Source organism: Nocardia sp. NPDC051929 (assembly GCF_044548645.1).
Lineage (GTDB): Bacteria > Actinomycetota > Actinomycetes > Mycobacteriales > Mycobacteriaceae > Nocardia > Nocardia sichangensis.
The window spans coordinates 98,685-117,756 of sequence record NZ_JBIUCG010000019.1; the positions used below are offsets into that span (position 1 = coordinate 98,685).

The following is a 19,072-nucleotide window of genomic DNA, read 5'->3' on the forward strand; positions in this document are numbered from 1 at the left end:
CTGCCACCGCCTTGCCAGCGATACCAGCATCGCGAACAGGACCGGCTGCACCACGTCCACGCGATCCAGCGAGGCGGCTCCCGGCGTCCCCCGCAGCACGTCGGTCAGCGACCAGTCCACGAACGGCGCCAGCGCCGCCTCGCATTCCGCGATCGACGCCGCGAAGACCTCGTCCGACGCCAGCAGTCCGGCGCCCATTCCCACCCACTGGCTGCCCTGGCCAGGGAACACGAACACCACCCGGCGCGCCGCGGCCCGGCCGGACACAACCGTGGGATCAGCGGCGACCAGGTCGGGTGCCGGGTCGGCCAAGGCGGCGAGCCCGGCACGCATCCGATCGGCGCCGGACCCCACCACCGCTGCCCGCCACTCCATCGGCGTCCGGGTGTGGGCGAGCGAGTACGCCACCTCGGCGCTACCGGCTCGCGGGTGCTCCGCCAGCCACTCCCGCAGACGAACAGCTTGCTCCCGCAAGGCTTCCCGGTTCCGGGCCGACAGCAGCCACACCGCGGGCCGGGTCTCGCCGGTCACCTCGACGGCAGCCGTCGCGGGCGCCTCCTCGAGAATCACGTGCGCGTTCGTTCCCCCCATCCCGAACGACGAGACACCGGCCCGGCGACGCGCGTCGCCCGTCCACGGCTGCGTGCTGGTCTGCACCCGCAGGCCCAACTCGTCCAGCGGGATACGGGGATTGGGGTTTCGGAAGTTCAGGCTGGGCGCGAGCTGTCCGTGCCGCAGGCACAGTGCGGTCTTGATCAATCCCGCGATTCCCGCGGCGCCTTCCAGATGCCCGATGTTGGTCTTGACCGAACCCACGGCCAGCTGCCGGCCCGCCGGGCGGCCCGCGCCGTAGATTTCGCCCAGCGCCGCCGCCTCCACCGGGTCGCCCGCGGGCGTGCCGGTGCCGTGCAATTCCACGTACTGCACCGATGCGCCGTCGACCCGGGCCGCCGTCAGCGCGGCCCGGATGACGGCGGCCTGGGCAGCGCCGCTCGGGGCGCTCAATACCTGCCGCTCGTTGCCGTTGTTGACGGCACTGCCACGGATCACGGCGTAGATCCGGTGTCCCGCGGCGATCGCACGCTCCACCGGCTCGAGCACGATCATGCCGCCGCCTTCGCCGCGGACGGTACCGTCGGCCCGGTCGTCGAAGGTGTGGCATTTCCCCGCCGCCGAATGCGCGCCGAACTGCTCGTACCGTTCGCCGCTCAACGGAGACAGGATGAGATTCAGCCCGCCTGCCACGGCCACCTCGCATTCGCCGCCGCGGATCGATTCGCAGGCCAGGTGCACCGCGACCAGGGACGAGGACTGCCCGCTGTCGACGACCATGCTCGGCCCGGTGAACCCGTAGTAGTTCGAGATCCGGTTGGCGGTGACCCCTCGTCCGACGGCCCACAGCGAATGCCGACCGACGCCGGTGCTGCCCTGCGCGGCAACGATTTCGGCGAAATCGGTGCCGGTGCAGCCGAGGAACACGCCGGCCCGCGCCCCCGTCGCGTCCCCGAGACCGGCGTCCTCCCACGCCTCCCAGCTGAGCTCGAGCCCGAGCAACTGCTGGGGGTCGATGGCGTTCGCCTCGTTCGGTGGGACGCCGAAGAATCCGGCGTCGAATTCGGTGGCCGAGTCGAGGAATCCCGCGGTCTCCTCGAGACCGGGCCGGTCGGCGGGCGCCTGCCCGACGGCATCGCGGCCCTCGCGCAGCAACCGCCAGAACTTCTCCAGGTCGGAAGCGCCCGGCATCCGGCACGACATTCCGACGATAGCGATGTCATTCGCCGCTTCGACCATGGGATTTCCTCTGTCTCGCCGCTTCGATGCCGCGTGCCACGCCCGCCCGGCGGTCATCGCGGATCTCCGTCACTGCCTGCCGCCGACCGCGCGAGGATCGGCTCCTTGTCATCGAGTTCGCTCAGCCAGCGCCGTATCTCGGCCGCGACGGCCGAGGTCGCTGCCCCGATGATCGAGAAGTGGTCGGCGTCGAGTTCGACCGTCTCGCCGGTGTGCAGCCAGGCAGGCACCGGCTCGGCGAGGTCGAGCCCCGGCAGCGGTGTCGCGGCCCGCAGGTCGAACGTCGGCGCGGTGATCGACAACGGCCTGCGCTGCTCGAACAGGCGCGCGTATCTCGCCATGGCGACCAAGCCGTGATCACCGATCTCGGTGACCTCGTGGCCGAGGTCGAGTACGGAGCCGATCGCGCTCAGCAGCACCCGGCGGTTCTGTTCCGGGTCGTCGGGTGAATACGTGTCGAGCAGGATCACCGCGGACGGTCCGCGCCCGTCCCGCTCGAGCCGATGCGCCAGCGCATGCGCGATCGCGCCGCCCGCCGAGTAGCCGAGGAGCACGACCGGCCGGTCGTCTCCGCGGTTGCGCACCGCCGCCGCCAAGTGATCCAGCAGCACATCCCACGACTCGGGCAGCGCCTCGCCCGGCTGCGTACCGGGCAGGCGCAGCGCCGCGATCGACCGGTCGCCGCCGAGTTCCCTGGCGAGCCGGGCGAACTGGTGCGGCCCGGTGCCGACCACGAACGACGGAACGCACAGCAGTGTCGCCGCTCCGGCGCCCCTGCTCAGTGGGATCGGCGCCGGATCACCGGACCCTGCCGCAGCGGTGAAAGTGTCGACGAGTTCGGCGCTCTCCAGCAGCATCGGTATCGCGGCGCCGACCCGGCCACGCCGGTGCGCTGCCAGGACCAGCTCGGTGAGCGCACCCCTCGCCCCGGTTTCCACGGGTATCGCGGGCGCGGCGGCGGGCTCGTCCACGGGCACCATCTCCGCGATCCGGGAACCCAGGTACGCCGCCAGGGCCTCGCCGGTGGGATGGTCGAAGACGAGTGTCGACGGCAGCGCCAGCCCGGTGGCCTTGGCGAGGCGATTGCGGAACTCGATGCCGGCCAGCGAGTCGAATCCCAACTCCGTGAACGGAGCACGCGGATCGACCACGTCGCCGGAAGTGTGGCCGAGACTCGCTGCGATGTGCTCCCGAACGGCGGCGAGTACGACGCCTGCGCGCTCCGCTTCGGCGGTCGCGGCAAGCTGCTGTGCCAGCGAACGCACCCCGCCTGCCCGTCGCGGCGCCGCGGTGACCAGGGAACCGAGCATCCTGGGCAACGCACCCGATGCGGCCAGTGCGTTCAGCACCGCGGAATCGAGACGCACGCCGACACCGGTCGGCTCGCCCGCGGCCAGCACGCTGTCCAGCAACGCCATTCCGTAGTCGTCGTCCAGCGGTATCAGGCCCTCACGGCGCATCCGCGCGATGCCGGTCTCGGTGAGGGTGCTCGTCATGCCACTCTCCGCCCGCCACGGTCCCCACGCGATGGACGTGGCGGGCAATCCCCGGTGGTGCCGGTGCTGGGCGAGCGCGTCGAGGAAGGCGTTCGCCGCCGCGTAGTCGGCCTGGCCCGGGCTGCCGATCGTCCCCGCGAACGAGGAGAAGAGCACGAACATCGACAGTTCGAGATCGGTCGTGGCTTCGTGCAGATACCAGGCCGCGTCGGCCTTCGGCCCCAGCACCGTCGCGAGCCGCGCCGAGGTGAGGTCGGTCAGGAGACCGTCGGCGAGAGCGCCCGCGGTGTGCACGACCGCGGTGAGCGGATGTTCCGGCGCCACGGTGGACAGCAGCCGGTCGACGGCCGCCCGATCGCTCACATCACAGGACCGCACCTCCACATGTGCGCCCAGTTCGGTCAGTTCCGCCGCCAGTTCCGCGGCACCCGGCGCGTCCGGGCCGCGCCTGCTCGCCACCAGCACCCGGCGCACACCGTGCTCGACGACCAGGTGCCGGGCCGTGAGCGCACCAAGGCTTCCAGTGCCGCCGGTGATCAGCACCGTGCCGTCGGGATTCGGCCGCGGCGACCGTGTCCGGTCCGCCCCGCTCCGGCTCAACCGCGGCACGTACACCGCACTATCGCGCACGGCCACCTGGGATTCCTCGGCCATGGCCAGCGCGGCCGCGACGGCACGGCGGTATCCCGACCGGTCCGCCACGTCGACCAGCACGATCCGTCCCGGGTTCTCGTGCTGCCCGCTGCGCAGGAGGCCCCACACCGCCGCGCCCGCGAGGTCCACCGGCGCGGCGGGCGTCACGGCGACCGCACCGCGGGTGACCACGACGACGCGATCGTGGCGGGTCAGCAGTCCGGTGACCCGCTCCGCCGTCTCGGCGAGCCGGGTGCGCACCACGCCGGGCACATCGCTGTCCACCGGTGTCTCTTCGGCCCGGATCACGGCGACGGAACCTCCGCCGACGCGCACGAACTCGTCGGCGCCGCCGCGCACCCAGTGCTCGTCCGCGACGAGTCCGGTGTGTTCCGCCACCGGCACCGGGACCCACCGGAGCCGATACGGGTCGTGCCCGGTCGGGGCGGCGCCTGCGGAACGCAGCGTGTCGATCGGAATCGGGCGCATGGTCAACGCCGAGATCCGGAAGATCTGCTCCCCGTGCGGATCGGTGAGCGTCACCGCGATCGGCTGGTTGTCCCGGTCACCGGATCCGGACTCGGCCGCGGTCAGCCGTACCCGCGCCGCGCCCGCGCCCACGGCGTGCAGGTCCACGTTCTCCCACGAGTAGGGCACGTAGATCTCGTCCGGAGCGGGTTCTCCGGTGAGCCCGGTGAACCGGATCGCGTGCAGTGCCGCGTCCAGCAACGCCGGATGCAGCCCGAACCGATCGGCCGCCGAATGCTCTTGTTCCGGCAGGCGCACCTCGGCGAAGACCTCTTCGCCGCGCCGCCACAGTGCGGTCAGTCCCTGGAACAGCGGCCCGTGCCCGTAGCCGCGGTCGGCGAACTCGGTGTACATATCGCTGATATCGACCGGCTGCGCCCCGGCAGGCGGCCAGGTTTCCGTCGTCGGGTTCGCCTCGGCCGACGGCGCTTGCGCGACAAGGGTTCCGGTAGCGTGCCGGATCCAGTCCGCCTGTTCCGGCGCGCCGGAACGACGCGGGCGCGAATACACCGACACCGCACGTGCGCCGGTGTCGTCGGGGCCGTCCGCCAGCACCCGCAATTCGACCGAGCCGTCGGCGGGCACCGCCAGCGGCGCCGTTACGACGAGCTCCGCCAGGCGCGGGTTGCCGGTCATCGCGCCGATGTACAGCGCCAGCTCCGCGAAGGCCGTGCCGGGCAACAGCACCGTCCCGCCGATCATGTGGTCGGCGAGCCACGGATGGCTCGACAGCGACAACCGGCCGGTCGCCACCACACCGGCCGAGTCGGGCAGCCAGACCGCGGCGCCGAGCAGCGGATGGTCGACATCGTCCAGGCCGGAGGACCGCACGTCGGGGGTATGTTCGATGGCGGTCAGCCAATACCGCTGATGACGGAATGCGTAGGTGGGCAGAGGGATTCGCCGCGACGAGCCGCCCTCCCACAGCGGCCGCCAGTCCACCGTCGTTCCGGCGACGTGCGCACGCGCCAGGAACGTCACGAACTGGCGCGCTTCCGCTCCCACGCGGCGGGCCGCCGGGGCCGTCAACCATCCGCTCCCCGGCTCGTCTCCGATAACGCTGCGGGTCATGGTCGTGAGTACGGCGTCAGGACCGATTTCGAGGAACCGGCGCACGCCGGTGTCGGCCAGCGCCCGGATGCCGGGCGCGAACCGGACGGCCGCGCGGATCTGCCCGACCCAGTACTCCGGGTCGGTGAAGGTCTCCCCCACCGCTCCGGTCACATTCGACACGATCGGCAGCATGGGTTCCCGGTAGGTCAGTTTCTCGGCGACCGCGCGGAAGCCGGCCAGCGCGGGTTCCATGCGCGCGGAGTGGAACGCGTGGCTGACCTGCAGCCGCGTCGTCTTGCGGCCCTGGGCCGCGAGAGTTCGTTCCAGCTCGTCGATCGCGTCCGCGTCGCCGGAGATCACCACCGCGTCCGGGGCGTTCACCGCGGCGATCGACGCGCGGTCACCGAAACCGGCGAGTAGGTGCGCCGCATCGGTTTCGGAGACGGCTACCGCGAGCATGGCCCCGCCTTCCGGCAGCGCCCCCATCAACCGTCCCCGCGCCGCCACCAACGCGCACGCGTCCGGCAACGACCACACTCCCGCCGCATACGCGGCCACCAACTCACCGATCGAATGCCCGATCAGCACGTCCGGGGTGATCCCGAACGACTCGACCAACCGGAACAACGCCACCTCGAACGCGAACAAGGCGGGCTGCGTCCACTCGGTCCGATCCAGCACACCCGACGGATCGGCGAACATCACCTCCCGCAACGACGGCGCGGGATCGCCCACCGAAAGCGAACGCGCCGCGTCGGCCGAGTTCTCGCGCAACCGATCGAATTCGGCGCACACCTCGTCCAACACGTGGGCGAACACGGGGTAGGCCGAGTACAGCTCGGCGCCCATGCCCACGCGCTGCGCGCCCTGTCCGGTGAACAGGAACGCGGTCCTACCCGATCCGGCCGTCCCTTCGACCACGCCGGACCCGGTACCCGCGGCCAATTCCGCCAGTCCCGCCAGCAATTGCTGCCGATCACGGCCGAGCGCGGCGCCACGCCACTCCAGCTGAGCGCGGGTCTCCACCAGCGAGCGTCCGACCGCACGGGCGTCGGCCTCGGGATGCTCGGCCGCCCAGGCGCGCAGCCGTTCCGCTTGCGCCCGCAGACCGGCCTCCGATTTCGCCGACACCACCCACGCGATCACACCGTCCGGATCGCAGCGGTGGTCCCGCACGGCGGGCCGTTCGTCGCGTGCGGGCGCTTCTTCCACGATGACGTGCGCGTTCGTCCCACTGATCCCGAACGACGACACCCCCGCCCGCCGAACCCGCTGCCCCGCGGGCCAGGGCTCCGCTTCGGTCAGCAACCGCACCGACCCCGCCGACCAATCCACGTGCGGCGAGGGAGCGTCCACGTGCAGCGTCCTCGGCAGCATCTCGTGCCGCAGGGCCTGCACCATCTTGATCACGCCGCCCACGCCCGAGGCCGCCACCGAATGGCCGATATTCGACTTCAACGAACCGATCCGCACGGGTTCGGTCCGCCCTTGCCCGTAGGTCGCGATCAGCGCCTGCGCTTCGATCGGATCGCCCAGCGGAGTTCCCGTGCCGTGTGCCTCCACCGCGTCGACGTCGACCGGCTCCAAGCCCGCCGCCGCAAGTGCCGACGCGATCACCCGCTCCTGCGAGGGACCGTTCGGCGCGGTCAGGCCATTGGACGCACCGTCCGAATTCACCGCCGACCCCCGGATCACCGCCAGCACCTCGTGGCCCGATCGCTGAGCGTCCGAAAGCCGTTGCAGGGCGAGCACGCCGACCCCTTCCGACCAGCCGACGCCGTCCGCGCCCGCGGCGAACGACTTGCACCGCCCGTCGGGCGCGAGCCCCCGCTGCCGCGCGAAGTCCACGTACAGCTCCGGGCTGCCCGACACCGTCACACCGCCGGCCAGCGCCAGCGACGTTTCCCCGTTTCGCAGCGCCTGGCAGGCCAAGTGCAGCGCCACCAATGAGGAGGAGCACGCCGTGTCCACCGTCATGGCCGGACCCTGCAGACCCAGGACATAGGCCACTCGTCCCGAGGTGACGCTGTCGGAGTTCCCGGTCATCCGGAATCCCTCGTACGCGCCGACCACCCGCTCGGAATAGCCGGACGGGGTAGCCCCGACGAACACTCCGGTATCGCTGCCGCGCAGCGCGGTCGGATCGATACCGGCGTCTTCCAACGCCTCCCAGGCGGCTTCCAGCATCAGCCGCTGCTGTGGATCCATGGCCGTCGCTTCCCGGGGGCCGATCCCGAAGAAAGCGGCGTCGAACCCGCCCGCGTCGGTGAGGAAGCCACCCTCGCGCACGTAGGTGGTGCCTGGTTCGTCCGGGTCCGGGTGATACAGCCGATCGAGGTCCCAGCCCCGGTCCGTGGGGAACGGCGTGATCGCGTCGGTACCCGAGACCAGTAGCTGCCACAGCTGCTCGGCGGAACTCACGCCGCCGGGATAACGGCAGCTCATGCCGACGATCGCGATCGGCTCGTCCGTGCGAGTCCGCGACGTCACCCGCACCGGACGTGGTCGCGCGGGCGGAGCGTCACCGAGCCTGGAGACGAGGAAACCCGCCACCGCACGGGAACTCGGATGGTCGAATACCAGGGTCGTGGGCAGCGACAGCCCGGTGGCCTCGGCGAGCCGGTTGCGGAATTCCACACCGGCCAGCGAGTCGAAACCCAACTCCGTGAACGCGGTATCGGGGTCGATCGCCTCCGCGGTGGCGTGCCCGAGCACGGCCGCCGCCTGCTCCCTGGTCACGGCGAGGGCCACCTCGGCACGGTCGGCGGGCGCGGCCGACGCCAGCCGCCCGACCGGATCCCCACCGGCGCGAGCGGTCCGCGCGGACGAGGGCGCCAGCGCACTCAGCAGTTTCGGGAGCGCTCCCGCCTCGGCCTGCTCCGCCAGTCCCGATCGATCGAATTCCGCACCGACCACCAGCGCCGAGCCCGCGGTGAGCGCGGCGTCGAAGAGGGACAGTCCCGTCGTATCGCCGAGCGGCCGGAAACCCAAGCGCCGCAACCGTTCCAACCCGGAAGTACCGAGGTCGCCGGTCATTCCCGTGCCCGCGTTCCACGGCCCCCAGGCCACCGACACCGCGGGCAGGCCCGCGGCACCGCGCAGCCGGACCACCGCGTCGGCGAACGAGTTCGCCGACGCGTAGTTGCCCTGGCCCGGCGAGCCCGCCAGCCCCGCGAGCGACGAGAACACCACGAACGCCGAAAGATCCGCGTCCCGCGTCGCCTCGTGCAGCAGCCAGGTGCCATCCACCTTCGGGCGCAGCACCCGATCCACTTGCTCCGTGGTCAGGGTCTCGACGGTGCCGTCGTCCACCACCCCGGCGGCATGCACGATGCCGGACAACGGGAACCGCTCCGGCACCGACGCCAGTATCGCGGTGAGCGCGTCGCGATCGGCGATGTCACACGACTCGACATCCACTCGCGCGCCCAGCGCCGACAAATCCGCGAGGAGTTCCGGGACCCCGGCGGCATCGCGACCGCGTCGCGAGACCAGCAAGAGCCGCCGAACTCCGTGCTCGGTCACCAGATGTCGCGCGATCAGCGCGCCCAGCCCGCTGGTGCCGCCGGTCACCAGCACCGTACCCGTCCCGAACGACATCGCCCCCGGGGCCGGTGCGGCCGCGATCCGGCGCACCCGTGGCGCCGACAACCGGCCGTCGCGCACCGCGACCTGTGGTTCGTCCGCGGCCAGCGCCGCAGCCACCACTCCGGCATCGATCTCGCCGTCCCGATCGAGCAGCACGATCCGGCCCGGATGCTCCGCCTGAACGCTGCGCAACAGGCCCGCGACGGCAGCGGCCGCCGGGTCGGGCGACTCGCCCGGCAATCCGAGCGCGTTCCGCGTCACCACGATCAGCCGCGCCCGGTCGTACCGCGTGTCGGTCAGCCACGACCGCGTCAGTTCCAGTGTCCGCGTGACCCATTGCCTGCCCGCTCGCGCCGGGTCCGCGCCCGCTTCCGCGGTCTCGGCCACCCAGACGATCGTTGCCGCGTCCTCATCGGCGTCGACCGATTCGCTCAGGTCGGTGACGCGCAGGTCGATTCCGGCCACGCTTCCCGCACCGAGCACCGCCATCGATCCCGTCGGCTCGGCGGTGCCGGCGGACACCGGCACCCACTCCAGACCGTGCAGCGGCACCGGCGCCGTATTCGACCGGACCCGCTCCACCGTGCGCCGCTCCACCGGATGCACCACGACGGATTCCGTGCCCAATACCGGTGCGCCGGTCTCGTCCACCACATCCATCCGGATCCGGTAGCCGCCCGACAGCACCGCGCGGACCCGGACCGGCCCGGAACCGGACCGGGCCAGCCGCAGGCCCCCGACCGTGACCGGCAGCGGAACCCGCCCGGCGGGCAGCTCGTCCATGACGAAGTCGAGCGCGGGGTGCAGACACGCGTCGAACAACGCCGGATGAATGTCGTAACCCGACGCCGCGGCGGCGGTGGCGTCGTCCAGCGCTACCTCGGCGAACACCTCGTCGCCGCGCCGCCACACCGCGCGCATCCCACGGAAGGTGGGACCGTATTCCATTCCCAGACGCGCGATCCGCCGATAGATCGCCTCGTCGTCGAGTTGTTCCGCGCCCGCGGGCGGCCAAATTCGATCCCAGCCCGTGGCGAGTTCGGGGCCGTGGTCGGCGGCGAGCACGCCACCCGCATGGGGAATCCACGCCTCGGCGTCGTCGAGGTCCGCGGTCCGGGAGTACAGGGTGAAGCTCCGCCGCCCGTCCGCTTCGGCCGCACCGACCGACACCTGCACGTCGACGGCGCGCTCACCGAGGGCCAGCGGGATGTCCAGCCGCATCTCCTCGACCGAGCGCATCCCGAGCCGATCGCCGATCGCCGACATCAGTTCCAGATACGTCGTCGCCGGTACCACCGGCGTACCGAACACCACATGATCGGCGATCCACGGCTGCCTGCCATTCGACAGCTGCCCAGTGAACAGCCATTCGTCCTTGCCCGCCACCGGCACCGCGTCCAGCAGGATCGGATGGTCGACGGCGCCCGCCGCGACCGGCCGGACCACGTCCAGCCAATAGCGCCGACGCTGAAAGGCATAGGTGGGCAGTGGAATACGCTCCGGTGACCGCCCCTCCGACAAGGGCTCCCAGTTCACCTCGACACCGGCGTTGCAGGCATGCCCGAGGAAGCCGAGGAACTGGGTGACCTCGTCGACGCCGCGCCTGCTCGCCGCCGCCACGACGGACCGGGACCCGACCTCGTCGGGCAGGCACTGACGGGTCATCGCCGTCAGCACCGCATCGGGGCCGACCTCGAAGAACTTCCGGACACCGAGATCCACCAGCGCGTCGACCCCCGGGGCGTAGCGCACGGTGTCGCGGACATGACCGGCCCAGTACAGCGAATCCGAAAGCGCTTCGCCCCCCACGACGCCGAACACGTTCGACACCACCGGCAGCAGCGGGCTCCGGTAGTCGAGACCGGCGGCCATCGCCTCGAATTCCGGCAGCATCGGTTCCATCGACGCCGAGTGGAACGCGTGGCTGACCCGCAACCGTGACGTCTTGATCCCGTCCGCCGTCAGCATGGATTCCAACTCGGCGACGGCACCTTCGGTACCGGAGATCACGATCGCGGAGGGTCCGTTCACCGCCGCGATCGACAGTTCGCCGCGGAATCCGGCGATGAGCTCGGTCCCTCGCTCCGGCGGGACGGCCGCGGCCAGCATCGCGCCGCCTTCGGGCAGCGCGCCCATCAACCGCCCCCGCGCCGCCACCAGCGCGCACGCGTCGGCGGTCGACCACATCCCCGAGACGTACGCCGCGACCAGTTCGCCGATCGAATGCCCGATCAGCACGTCCGGCGTGATCCCGAAGGACTCGATCAACCGCACCATCGCCGCCTCGTAGGCGAACAACGCGGGCTGGGTGTACTCCGTGCGGTGCAGGAGTTCCGCACCCGCGGCACCGAAGACGATGTCCCGCAACGACATTCCAGGCTCGGGTAATTCGAGCAGACCGTCGAATTCGGCGCACAGCTCGTCGAACGCCGCCGCGAAGACCGGGAAAGTCGCGTAAAGCCGAGCGCCCATGCCGACTCGCTGCGCCCCCTGCCCGGTGAACAGGAACGCGATCTTCCCGCCGACGGGGCCGCCCTCGGCCACTCCCGGCGACCTCGCACCGGTCGCCAGATCCGCCAGCCCGGCCAGCACGGCCGCGCGGTCGCCCGCGACCACCGCTGCGCGCCGATCGAATCGGGCCCGCGTCGTGAGCAGCGAATGGGCCACGTCCACCGGGTCGGCGTCGGGCCTGGCCGCGAGCCACTCGCGCAACCGAGCAGCCTGCGCCCGCAGCCCCGCCTCGGTCTTCGCCGACAGCAGCAGCGGCATTCCCGGCGAAGCGTCCGCCGGTTTCGTCACCGCCGCGCGCTGCGGGGCTCCCGGCGCTTCCTCCACGATGACGTGCGCGTTGGTGCCGCTGATCCCGAACGCGGACACTCCCGCCCGGCGCACCCGCTCGACCGAGGCCGACCACGGCCGCTGTTCGGTCAGCAACCGCACGGCCCCCGCCGACCAGTCCACGTGCGGCGACGGAGCGTCCACGTGCAGCGTCTTCGGCAGCATCTCGTGCCGCAACGCCTGCACCATCTTGATCACGCCACCGATCCCCGCGGCGGCCTGGGCGTGCCCGATATTCGACTTCAGCGAACCGACCCACAGCGGCTCGGTCCGGCCCTGCCCGTAGGTCGCCATCAACGCCTGCGCTTCGATCGGGTCGCCCAGCGGTGTGCCCGTGCCGTGCGCCTCCACCGCGTCCACGTCCTCGGGGGCCAGTCCCGCGGTGGCCAGCGCCGCCGCGATCACCCGTTCCTGCGACGGACCGTTCGGCGCGGTCAGCCCGTTGGACGCACCGTCCTGGTTCACCGCCGAACCCCGGATCACCGCGAGCACGTCGTGACCGAGCCTGCGCGCGTCCGACAGCCGCTCGAGCACCAGCACACCGACGCCTTCGGCCCAGCCGACACCATCGGCGGAGGCCGAGAAGGCTTTGCACCGCCCGTCCCGGGAAAGACCGCGTTGCCGGGAGAACTCGACGAACATGAACGGCGTCGACATCACCTGGGCGCCACTGGCCAGCACCAGCGAACTCTCCCCTTGGCGCAGCGCCTGACAGGCCAGGTGGATGGCCACCAGCGAGGAGGAGCAGGCGGTGTCGATCGTGACCGCCGGACCCTCGAATCCGAAGGTGTATGCCACGCGACCGGAGAGCACGCTACTGGTGGAACCGGTACCGATATAGCCTTCGGCGACCGCACCCGCGGCCTTGGCGATCTCTTCGTAGTCCTGATAGGAGACCCCGGTGAACACGCCGGTGTCACTGCCGCGCAGTGCCGACGGATCGATACCGGCGTGCTCCAGCGCTTCCCACGACGCCTCCAGCAGCAACCGCTGCTGCGGATCCATCGCCGCCGCCTCGCGCGGACCGATTCCGAAGAAGCCCGCGTCGAAATCGGCCATGCCGGAGAGGAATCCACCTCGGTCCAGGTAGGAGGTTCCCGGGTGGTCGGGGTCGGGATCGAACAGCCGATCCAGATCCCACCCGCGATCGACGGGGAACGAGCCGATCGCGTCCGCACCGGCGGCCACCAGGTCCCACAGTCCATCCGGCGATTCGATACCGCCCGGGTACCGGCAGCTCATCCCGACGATCGCGATCGGCTCGTCGGCACGGATCCGGCGCGTCACCCGCGCGGGCCGCCCGGCGTCGGTTTCGGTCGCCTCGCCCACCCGCGAGCGCACGAAGGCCGCCACCGCCGCGGCGGTGGGGTGATCGAACACCAGCGTCGAGGGCAGTTGCACGCCGGTCGTCTTGGCGAGGCGATTGCGGAACTCCACACCGGCGAGCGAATCGAAGCCCAGTTCGGTGAACGGCGCCGTCGGATCGATGGCGTCGCCGGAGATATGGCCGAGCACACCGGCGACCTGATCGCGGACGACGTCGAGCACGATCGCCGCACGCTCCTGCGCGGGCGCGGCGGCCAGCCGCCGCGCCAACGTCCCACTCGTCTCGGCGGCCCGCCGCACCGGCACCGTGACGATCGACTGCAGCAGTCGCGGCAGCGACCCTTCCCTGGCCTGCACCGCCAGTGCCTCGGTGTCGAACTCCGTCGCGATCACGACCGGCGACGACGCGGCGACGGCGCGATCGAACAGCGTCAAGCCATACGCCGTTTCCAACGGCCGCACGCCGAGGCGACCCATCCGCGCCATCGCCGCGCCGCCCAGCCCACTGGTCATGCCGATGCTCTGGTTCCACGATCCCCAGGCGATCGATACCGCGGGCAGCCCCGCCGCCCGCCGTCCTACTGCCAGCGCGTCCAGGAACGCGTTCGCCGCCGCGTAATTCCCTTGGCCGGACGCGCCGACCACACCCGCGACCGAGGAGAACAGCACGAAGGCGGCCAGTCCCAGGCCGCCGGTCAGTTCGTGCAGATGCCAGGCGGCGTCGGCCTTCGACGCCAGCACCCGGTCGAGCTGTTCGGCGGTCAGGGTCTCGATGGTGGCGTCATCGAGCACGCCTGCGGAATGGATCACCGCGCTGGGCGCGAACTCGTCCGACAGATCCGCCAGCAGCGCCGCCACTTCGGCCCGGTCGCCCACATCGCAGGCCGCCACCCGCACCCGCGCGCCCGCGGCGGTCAGCTCGCTCACCAGATCGGCCACCCCGTCGGCCTGTTCACCACGGCGCGACACCAGCACCAGCCGCCGCACGCCGTGGGTGGCGACGACATGACGCGCCACCTCGGCTCCAAGTCCGCTGGTGCCACCGGTGATCAGCACCGCACCCGCACCGAGACCGTTGCCGTCCGCCGCCGCGTGCTGCCTGCGCAGCCGCGGGACGCGCAGTTCTCCGCCGCGCACGACCAGCTGCGGTTCCTCCGACCGCACCGCCGCGGCGATCACTTCGGTCGTGAGGTCGTCCTCGGGTGCGGCGTCGAGGAGAACGAACCGGCCGGGGTGTTCGGCCTGGGCGCTGCGCACCAGACCGCACACCGCGGCCCCGGCCGGGTCAGGGTTCTCGCCCGGCAGGCCCGCGGCACCCCGCGTCAGGATCACCAGCCGCGAATCGTGCCATCGTTCCTCGGCCTGCCATTCCCGTATCAACTCCAGCGCCGCCCGCAGCCAGGTGCGCGTCCGCGCGGTCACGCCGCCATCGGCCGGTCCGTCCGGCGACCACACGACGATCTCCGGCGGCGCCTGGTCGCCGAGCAGATCGGCCGGTGCCGTCCCGCGGCGATCGGCACCCGCGACACTCGCCTCCCCGAGCAGTGCGATCGTGCCCGACGCGCCGCCCGCGACGGCGGCCGCCTGCACCCATTCGATGTCCGACAGGGACGCACGGCGTCCAGCTCCACGGTCGAGTGCCTTGGCATCCACCGGGCGAGCCGTCAGCGCTTCGACGCTCAGCACGGGCGCACCGGTGTCGTCGAAGGCGGCTACCCGGATGCGTCCGGCCCCCACCCGTTCCAGACGCACCCGAAGCGCCGTCGCCCCGGCGCGATACAGCCGGACCCCACCGAACGAGAACGGCAAAGGCAGCCTGCCCGCGGGCATGTCGTCGGCCAGTTCGGTGATCGCGGTGTGGAAGGCGGCGTCCAGCAGGGCGGGATGGATGCCGAAGGCCGGTCCCTGAGCATCGGGCTCGGTAGCGAGCGACACCTCGGCGAGCAGGTCGTCGCCGTCGCGCCGAGCCGAGGTGACGCCTTGGAACAGCGGACCGTAGCCGAAGCCGAGCCGCGCCAACCGGTCGTAGAGTCCGTCGACCGGCACCGGTTCGGCCCCGCTCGACGGCCATCGCCCGTCCTCCGGCGCGGCGCGCCATCCCGATTCGACCCAGGCGGGCACACTCTCCGCGGCGGCGACGAGGACACCGTTGGCGTGTGAAATCCACTCGCTCGCTTCGGTTTCTCCGGGCACCACCGCACGCGAATAGATCGCGAACCGGCGCGCGCCCGCGTCGTCGGCGGGTTCGACGGTCAGCTGCACGTCGATCGCGACGTCGTCGGTCAGCGACAGCGGCGCTTCCAGCAGCAGTTCCTCGACGAACCCGGCACCGAGCCGGGCCCCCGCGGTCAGCGCCAGTTCCACGAACGCGGCGCCGGGCAGCAGCGCCGACCCGAAAACGGCGTGCTCGGCCAGCCACGGGTGCGTCCGCAACGACAGCCGACCGGTGAACAGCCATTCGTCCCGACCGGCCAACGGCACGGCGCCGGTAAGCATCGGATGATCCGATGACTCGAGTGACGCCTCGATCGCGAGCGGCTCCAACCAGTACCGCTGCCGCTGGAACGCGTACGTCGGCAACGACACACGTTCTGGTGTCCGCCCGCTGAAAAGGGGGCGCCAGTTCACCTCGACACCGGCGGTGTGGGCTTGCGCGAGCATGGTGATGTACTGCGTCACCTCGTCGCCCGAACGGCGCGACGCGGCCGTCACCATCGACTCGGCTTCGATCCGCGGGTGTTCGGCCAGGCAGCGACGTGTCGTCGCGGCCAGCACCGCGTCCGGGCCGACTTCGACGAAGCGGCGGACCCCGGCGGCCACGAGAGCGTCCACGCCCGGCGCGAACCGCACGCAACCGCGTAGCTGCTCGACCCAGTAACCCGGGTCGGTGAATTCGGCCCCGGCGAGCGCCCCGGAGACATTCGACACCACCGCGATCGCGGGCATCCGGTACGTCAGCCGCTGTGCGACTGCGCGGAATTCCGCGAGCATGGGATCCATTCGCGCGGAATGGAACGCATGGCTGACCCGCAGCCGCGAGACCGTGACCCCCGCATCGGACAGCTGCCGCTCGACCGCGCCGACGGCGTCCGCGTCGCCGGAGAACACCACCGACGACGGACCGTTCACCGCCGCCACCGACAGTCGCCCCTCGTGCGCAGCCGTGATCTCGACGGCCCGCTGCTCGGTGACCGCCGCAGCGAGCATGGCGCCGCCTTCGGGCAACGCCCCCATCAACCGCCCACGCGCCGCCACCAACGCGCACGCATCCGCCGTCGACCACACACCCGCCACATACGCCGCCACCAGCTCACCGATCGAATGACCGATCAGCACATCGGGAGTGAGGCCGAACGACTCGACGAGCCGGAACAACGCCACCTCGAACGCGAACAGCGCGGGCTGCGTGAACTCGGTGCGGTGCAGCAAATCCGCACTCGCGGCGCCGAAGACGACGTCCTGCAGCGAGACGCCCGGCCCGAGCAAGCGATCGAATTCGGCGCACAACTCGTCGAACGCCGCGGCGAACACCGGAAACGCCGCATACAACCCTGCCCCCATGCCCACCCGCTGCGCACCCTGACCGGTGAACAGGAAGGCCGTCTTCCCCGATCCGGCCACACCTTCGAGCGCACCGGCGGACGTACCGGCCGCCAACTCCGCCAACCCGGACAGCAACTGGTCACGATCGCTACCGGCCACCGCGGCGCGCCGATTCCATTGCGCCCTGGTTTCGATCAGCGCGGACGCCACGCTCCACAGGTCGGCGTCCGGGTGTTCGAGCAGCCACGCGTGCAGCCGCGCCGCCTGGGCGCGGAGCGCGTCATCGGTCTTCGCCGACACCAGCAACGGAACGACGGTTGCCGCGCACGCCGGACCGGCTTCGGTATCGGCGGACTCGCCGTCGGACCCGGCGACCGGCGCGGGCGCTTCCTCCACGATCACATGCGCGTTCGTGCCGCTGATCCCGAACGACGACACACCCGCACGGCGCACCCGCTGCGCCGACGCGGGCCATGCTTCCGCCTCGGTCAGCAGCCGCACCGCCCCCGCCGACCAATCCACGTGCGGCGACGGCGCATCCACGTGCAGCGTCTTCGGCAACACTCCGTGGCGCAGCGCCTGCACCATCTTGATCACACCGCCGACACCCGCCGCCGCCTGCGCATGACCGATGTTCGATTTCAGGGAACCGATTCGCAGCGGCTCGTCCCGCTGCTGTCCGTACGCGGCGATCAGGGCCTGCGCCTCGATCGGATCTCCCAGCGACGTGCCCGTACCGTGCGCTTCGACCGCGTCCACATCAGTGGGCGTCAGCCCCGCCGCGGCCAGCGCCGAGGCGATCACCCGCTCCTGTGACGGACCGTTCGGCGCGGTCAAACCATTGCTCGCGCCATCCTGATTCACCGCCGAGCCCCTGATCACGGCGAGCACCTCGTGCCCCGAGCGCCGCGCATCCGACAGGCGCTCCAGCACCAGCACGCCCACGCCTTCGCCCCAGCCCACCCCATCGGCCGCCGCCGAGAACGCCTTACATCGACCGTCCCGCGACAGACCTCGCTGCCGGGAGAACTCGACGAACAGGAACGGTGTCGACATCACCGTGACGCCGCCCGCCAGCACGAGCGACGCCTCTCCGCGCCGCAGCGCCTGGCAGGCCAGGTGGATGGCCACCAGCGACGACGAACACGCCGTGTCCACCGACACGGCAGGGCCTTCCAGGCCCAACGTATAGGCCACCCGGCCCGAGACCACACTGCCCGTCGAACCGATACCCGCGTAGCCCTCCGCGATCGGTCCAGCGGCCCTGGCGGTGTGCTCGTAGTCCTCGTACATGACACCGGCGAACACGCCGGTATCGCTGCCGCGCAGCGAGGTCGGGGCGATACCGGCGTTCTCCAGGGCCTCCCAGGAAGCCTCCAGCAGCAGCCGCTGCTGCGGGTCGGTCGCCGCCGCCTCCCGGGGGCCGATGCCGAAGAATCCCGCGTCGAAGTCGCCCGCGCCGCGCAGGAAGCCGCCCTCCCGCGTGTACACCTTGCCGAAGCGGTCCGGATCCGGGTCGTACAGCCCCTCGACGTCCCAGCCCCGGTCCGCCGGGAACCCGCCCACCGCGTCCACTTCCGCCGCGACCAGCTCCCACAGCTGCTCCGGCGATTCGACGCCGCCCGGATAGCGGCAGCTCATGCCGACGATCGCGATCGGCTCGTCGATCTTCTCCCGCAACTGGGTCAGATCGTCGCGAGTCGTCATGAGCTCGACGGTGACCTTCTTCAGGTACTCCAACATGCGGTCGGACGATTCACCAGCGCTCGAGTCCACGTTTCACATCCCGGGTATCGCAGGGTCGACGAAGAAACCCGGCGTCGCGAGCAGCGGCGCGGGTCGGCGAGAACTACCGAGTAGTTCGATCAGGTATCGGTGACGAAGCAGCCGGTCGAGGTACCCGCGAGCGGGGTGGCTCGCCCGTGCTCGCCGGCCCGACCGTGTTTTTCGGCAGGAGAATGTTTCTCGGCGGTTACCGAGATGGACATCTCGAGGCCACCTTCACTGACGGTAAACCCGACACCATAGAGCACTTCATATACCACGATTCTTTATTCGCGGCGAACACTCTGTTTCCCATTGCTGAGAAGACGAACCCATGGCACACGCACAATCTTTCTTCGGCAGAGCAAAGCGACAGGACGACCGTCCAGTCGCGTGCTGAGCGTTAGCCTGCCAGCCGTTCCAGTTTCCCGCAAGTGATACGCGGACCTGCCCTGTTTCAAGATCGAACATGGACCCGCCGGGCCACCACAGGCGAATCGAGCCTCCCACCG

The 19,072-nt window shown here is 71.1% G+C and carries 2 protein-coding genes (1 of these 2 running past the window's edge); both read right to left on the reverse strand.

Annotated elements, in window-relative coordinates; all coding sequences use genetic code 11:
• Positions 1 to 1,848: the start of an SDR family NAD(P)-dependent oxidoreductase gene (locus tag ACIHAX_RS25680; protein WP_397280024.1), read on the reverse strand. It extends 14,646 nt beyond the left edge of the window; 1,848 of the gene's 16,494 nt are visible here — the first part of the coding sequence; it begins with the start codon at positions 1,846 to 1,848; the stop codon falls past the left edge of the window.
• The gene (locus ACIHAX_RS25685; protein ID WP_397280026.1) at positions 1,845 to 18,539 is read right to left on the reverse strand and encodes an SDR family NAD(P)-dependent oxidoreductase; all 16,695 of its coding nucleotides are present in this window, start codon (positions 18,537 to 18,539) and stop codon (positions 1,845 to 1,847) included. The genes ACIHAX_RS25680 and ACIHAX_RS25685 overlap by 4 nt, the downstream gene beginning before the upstream one ends.
• Positions 18,540 to 19,072: the final 533 nt, after the last annotated feature.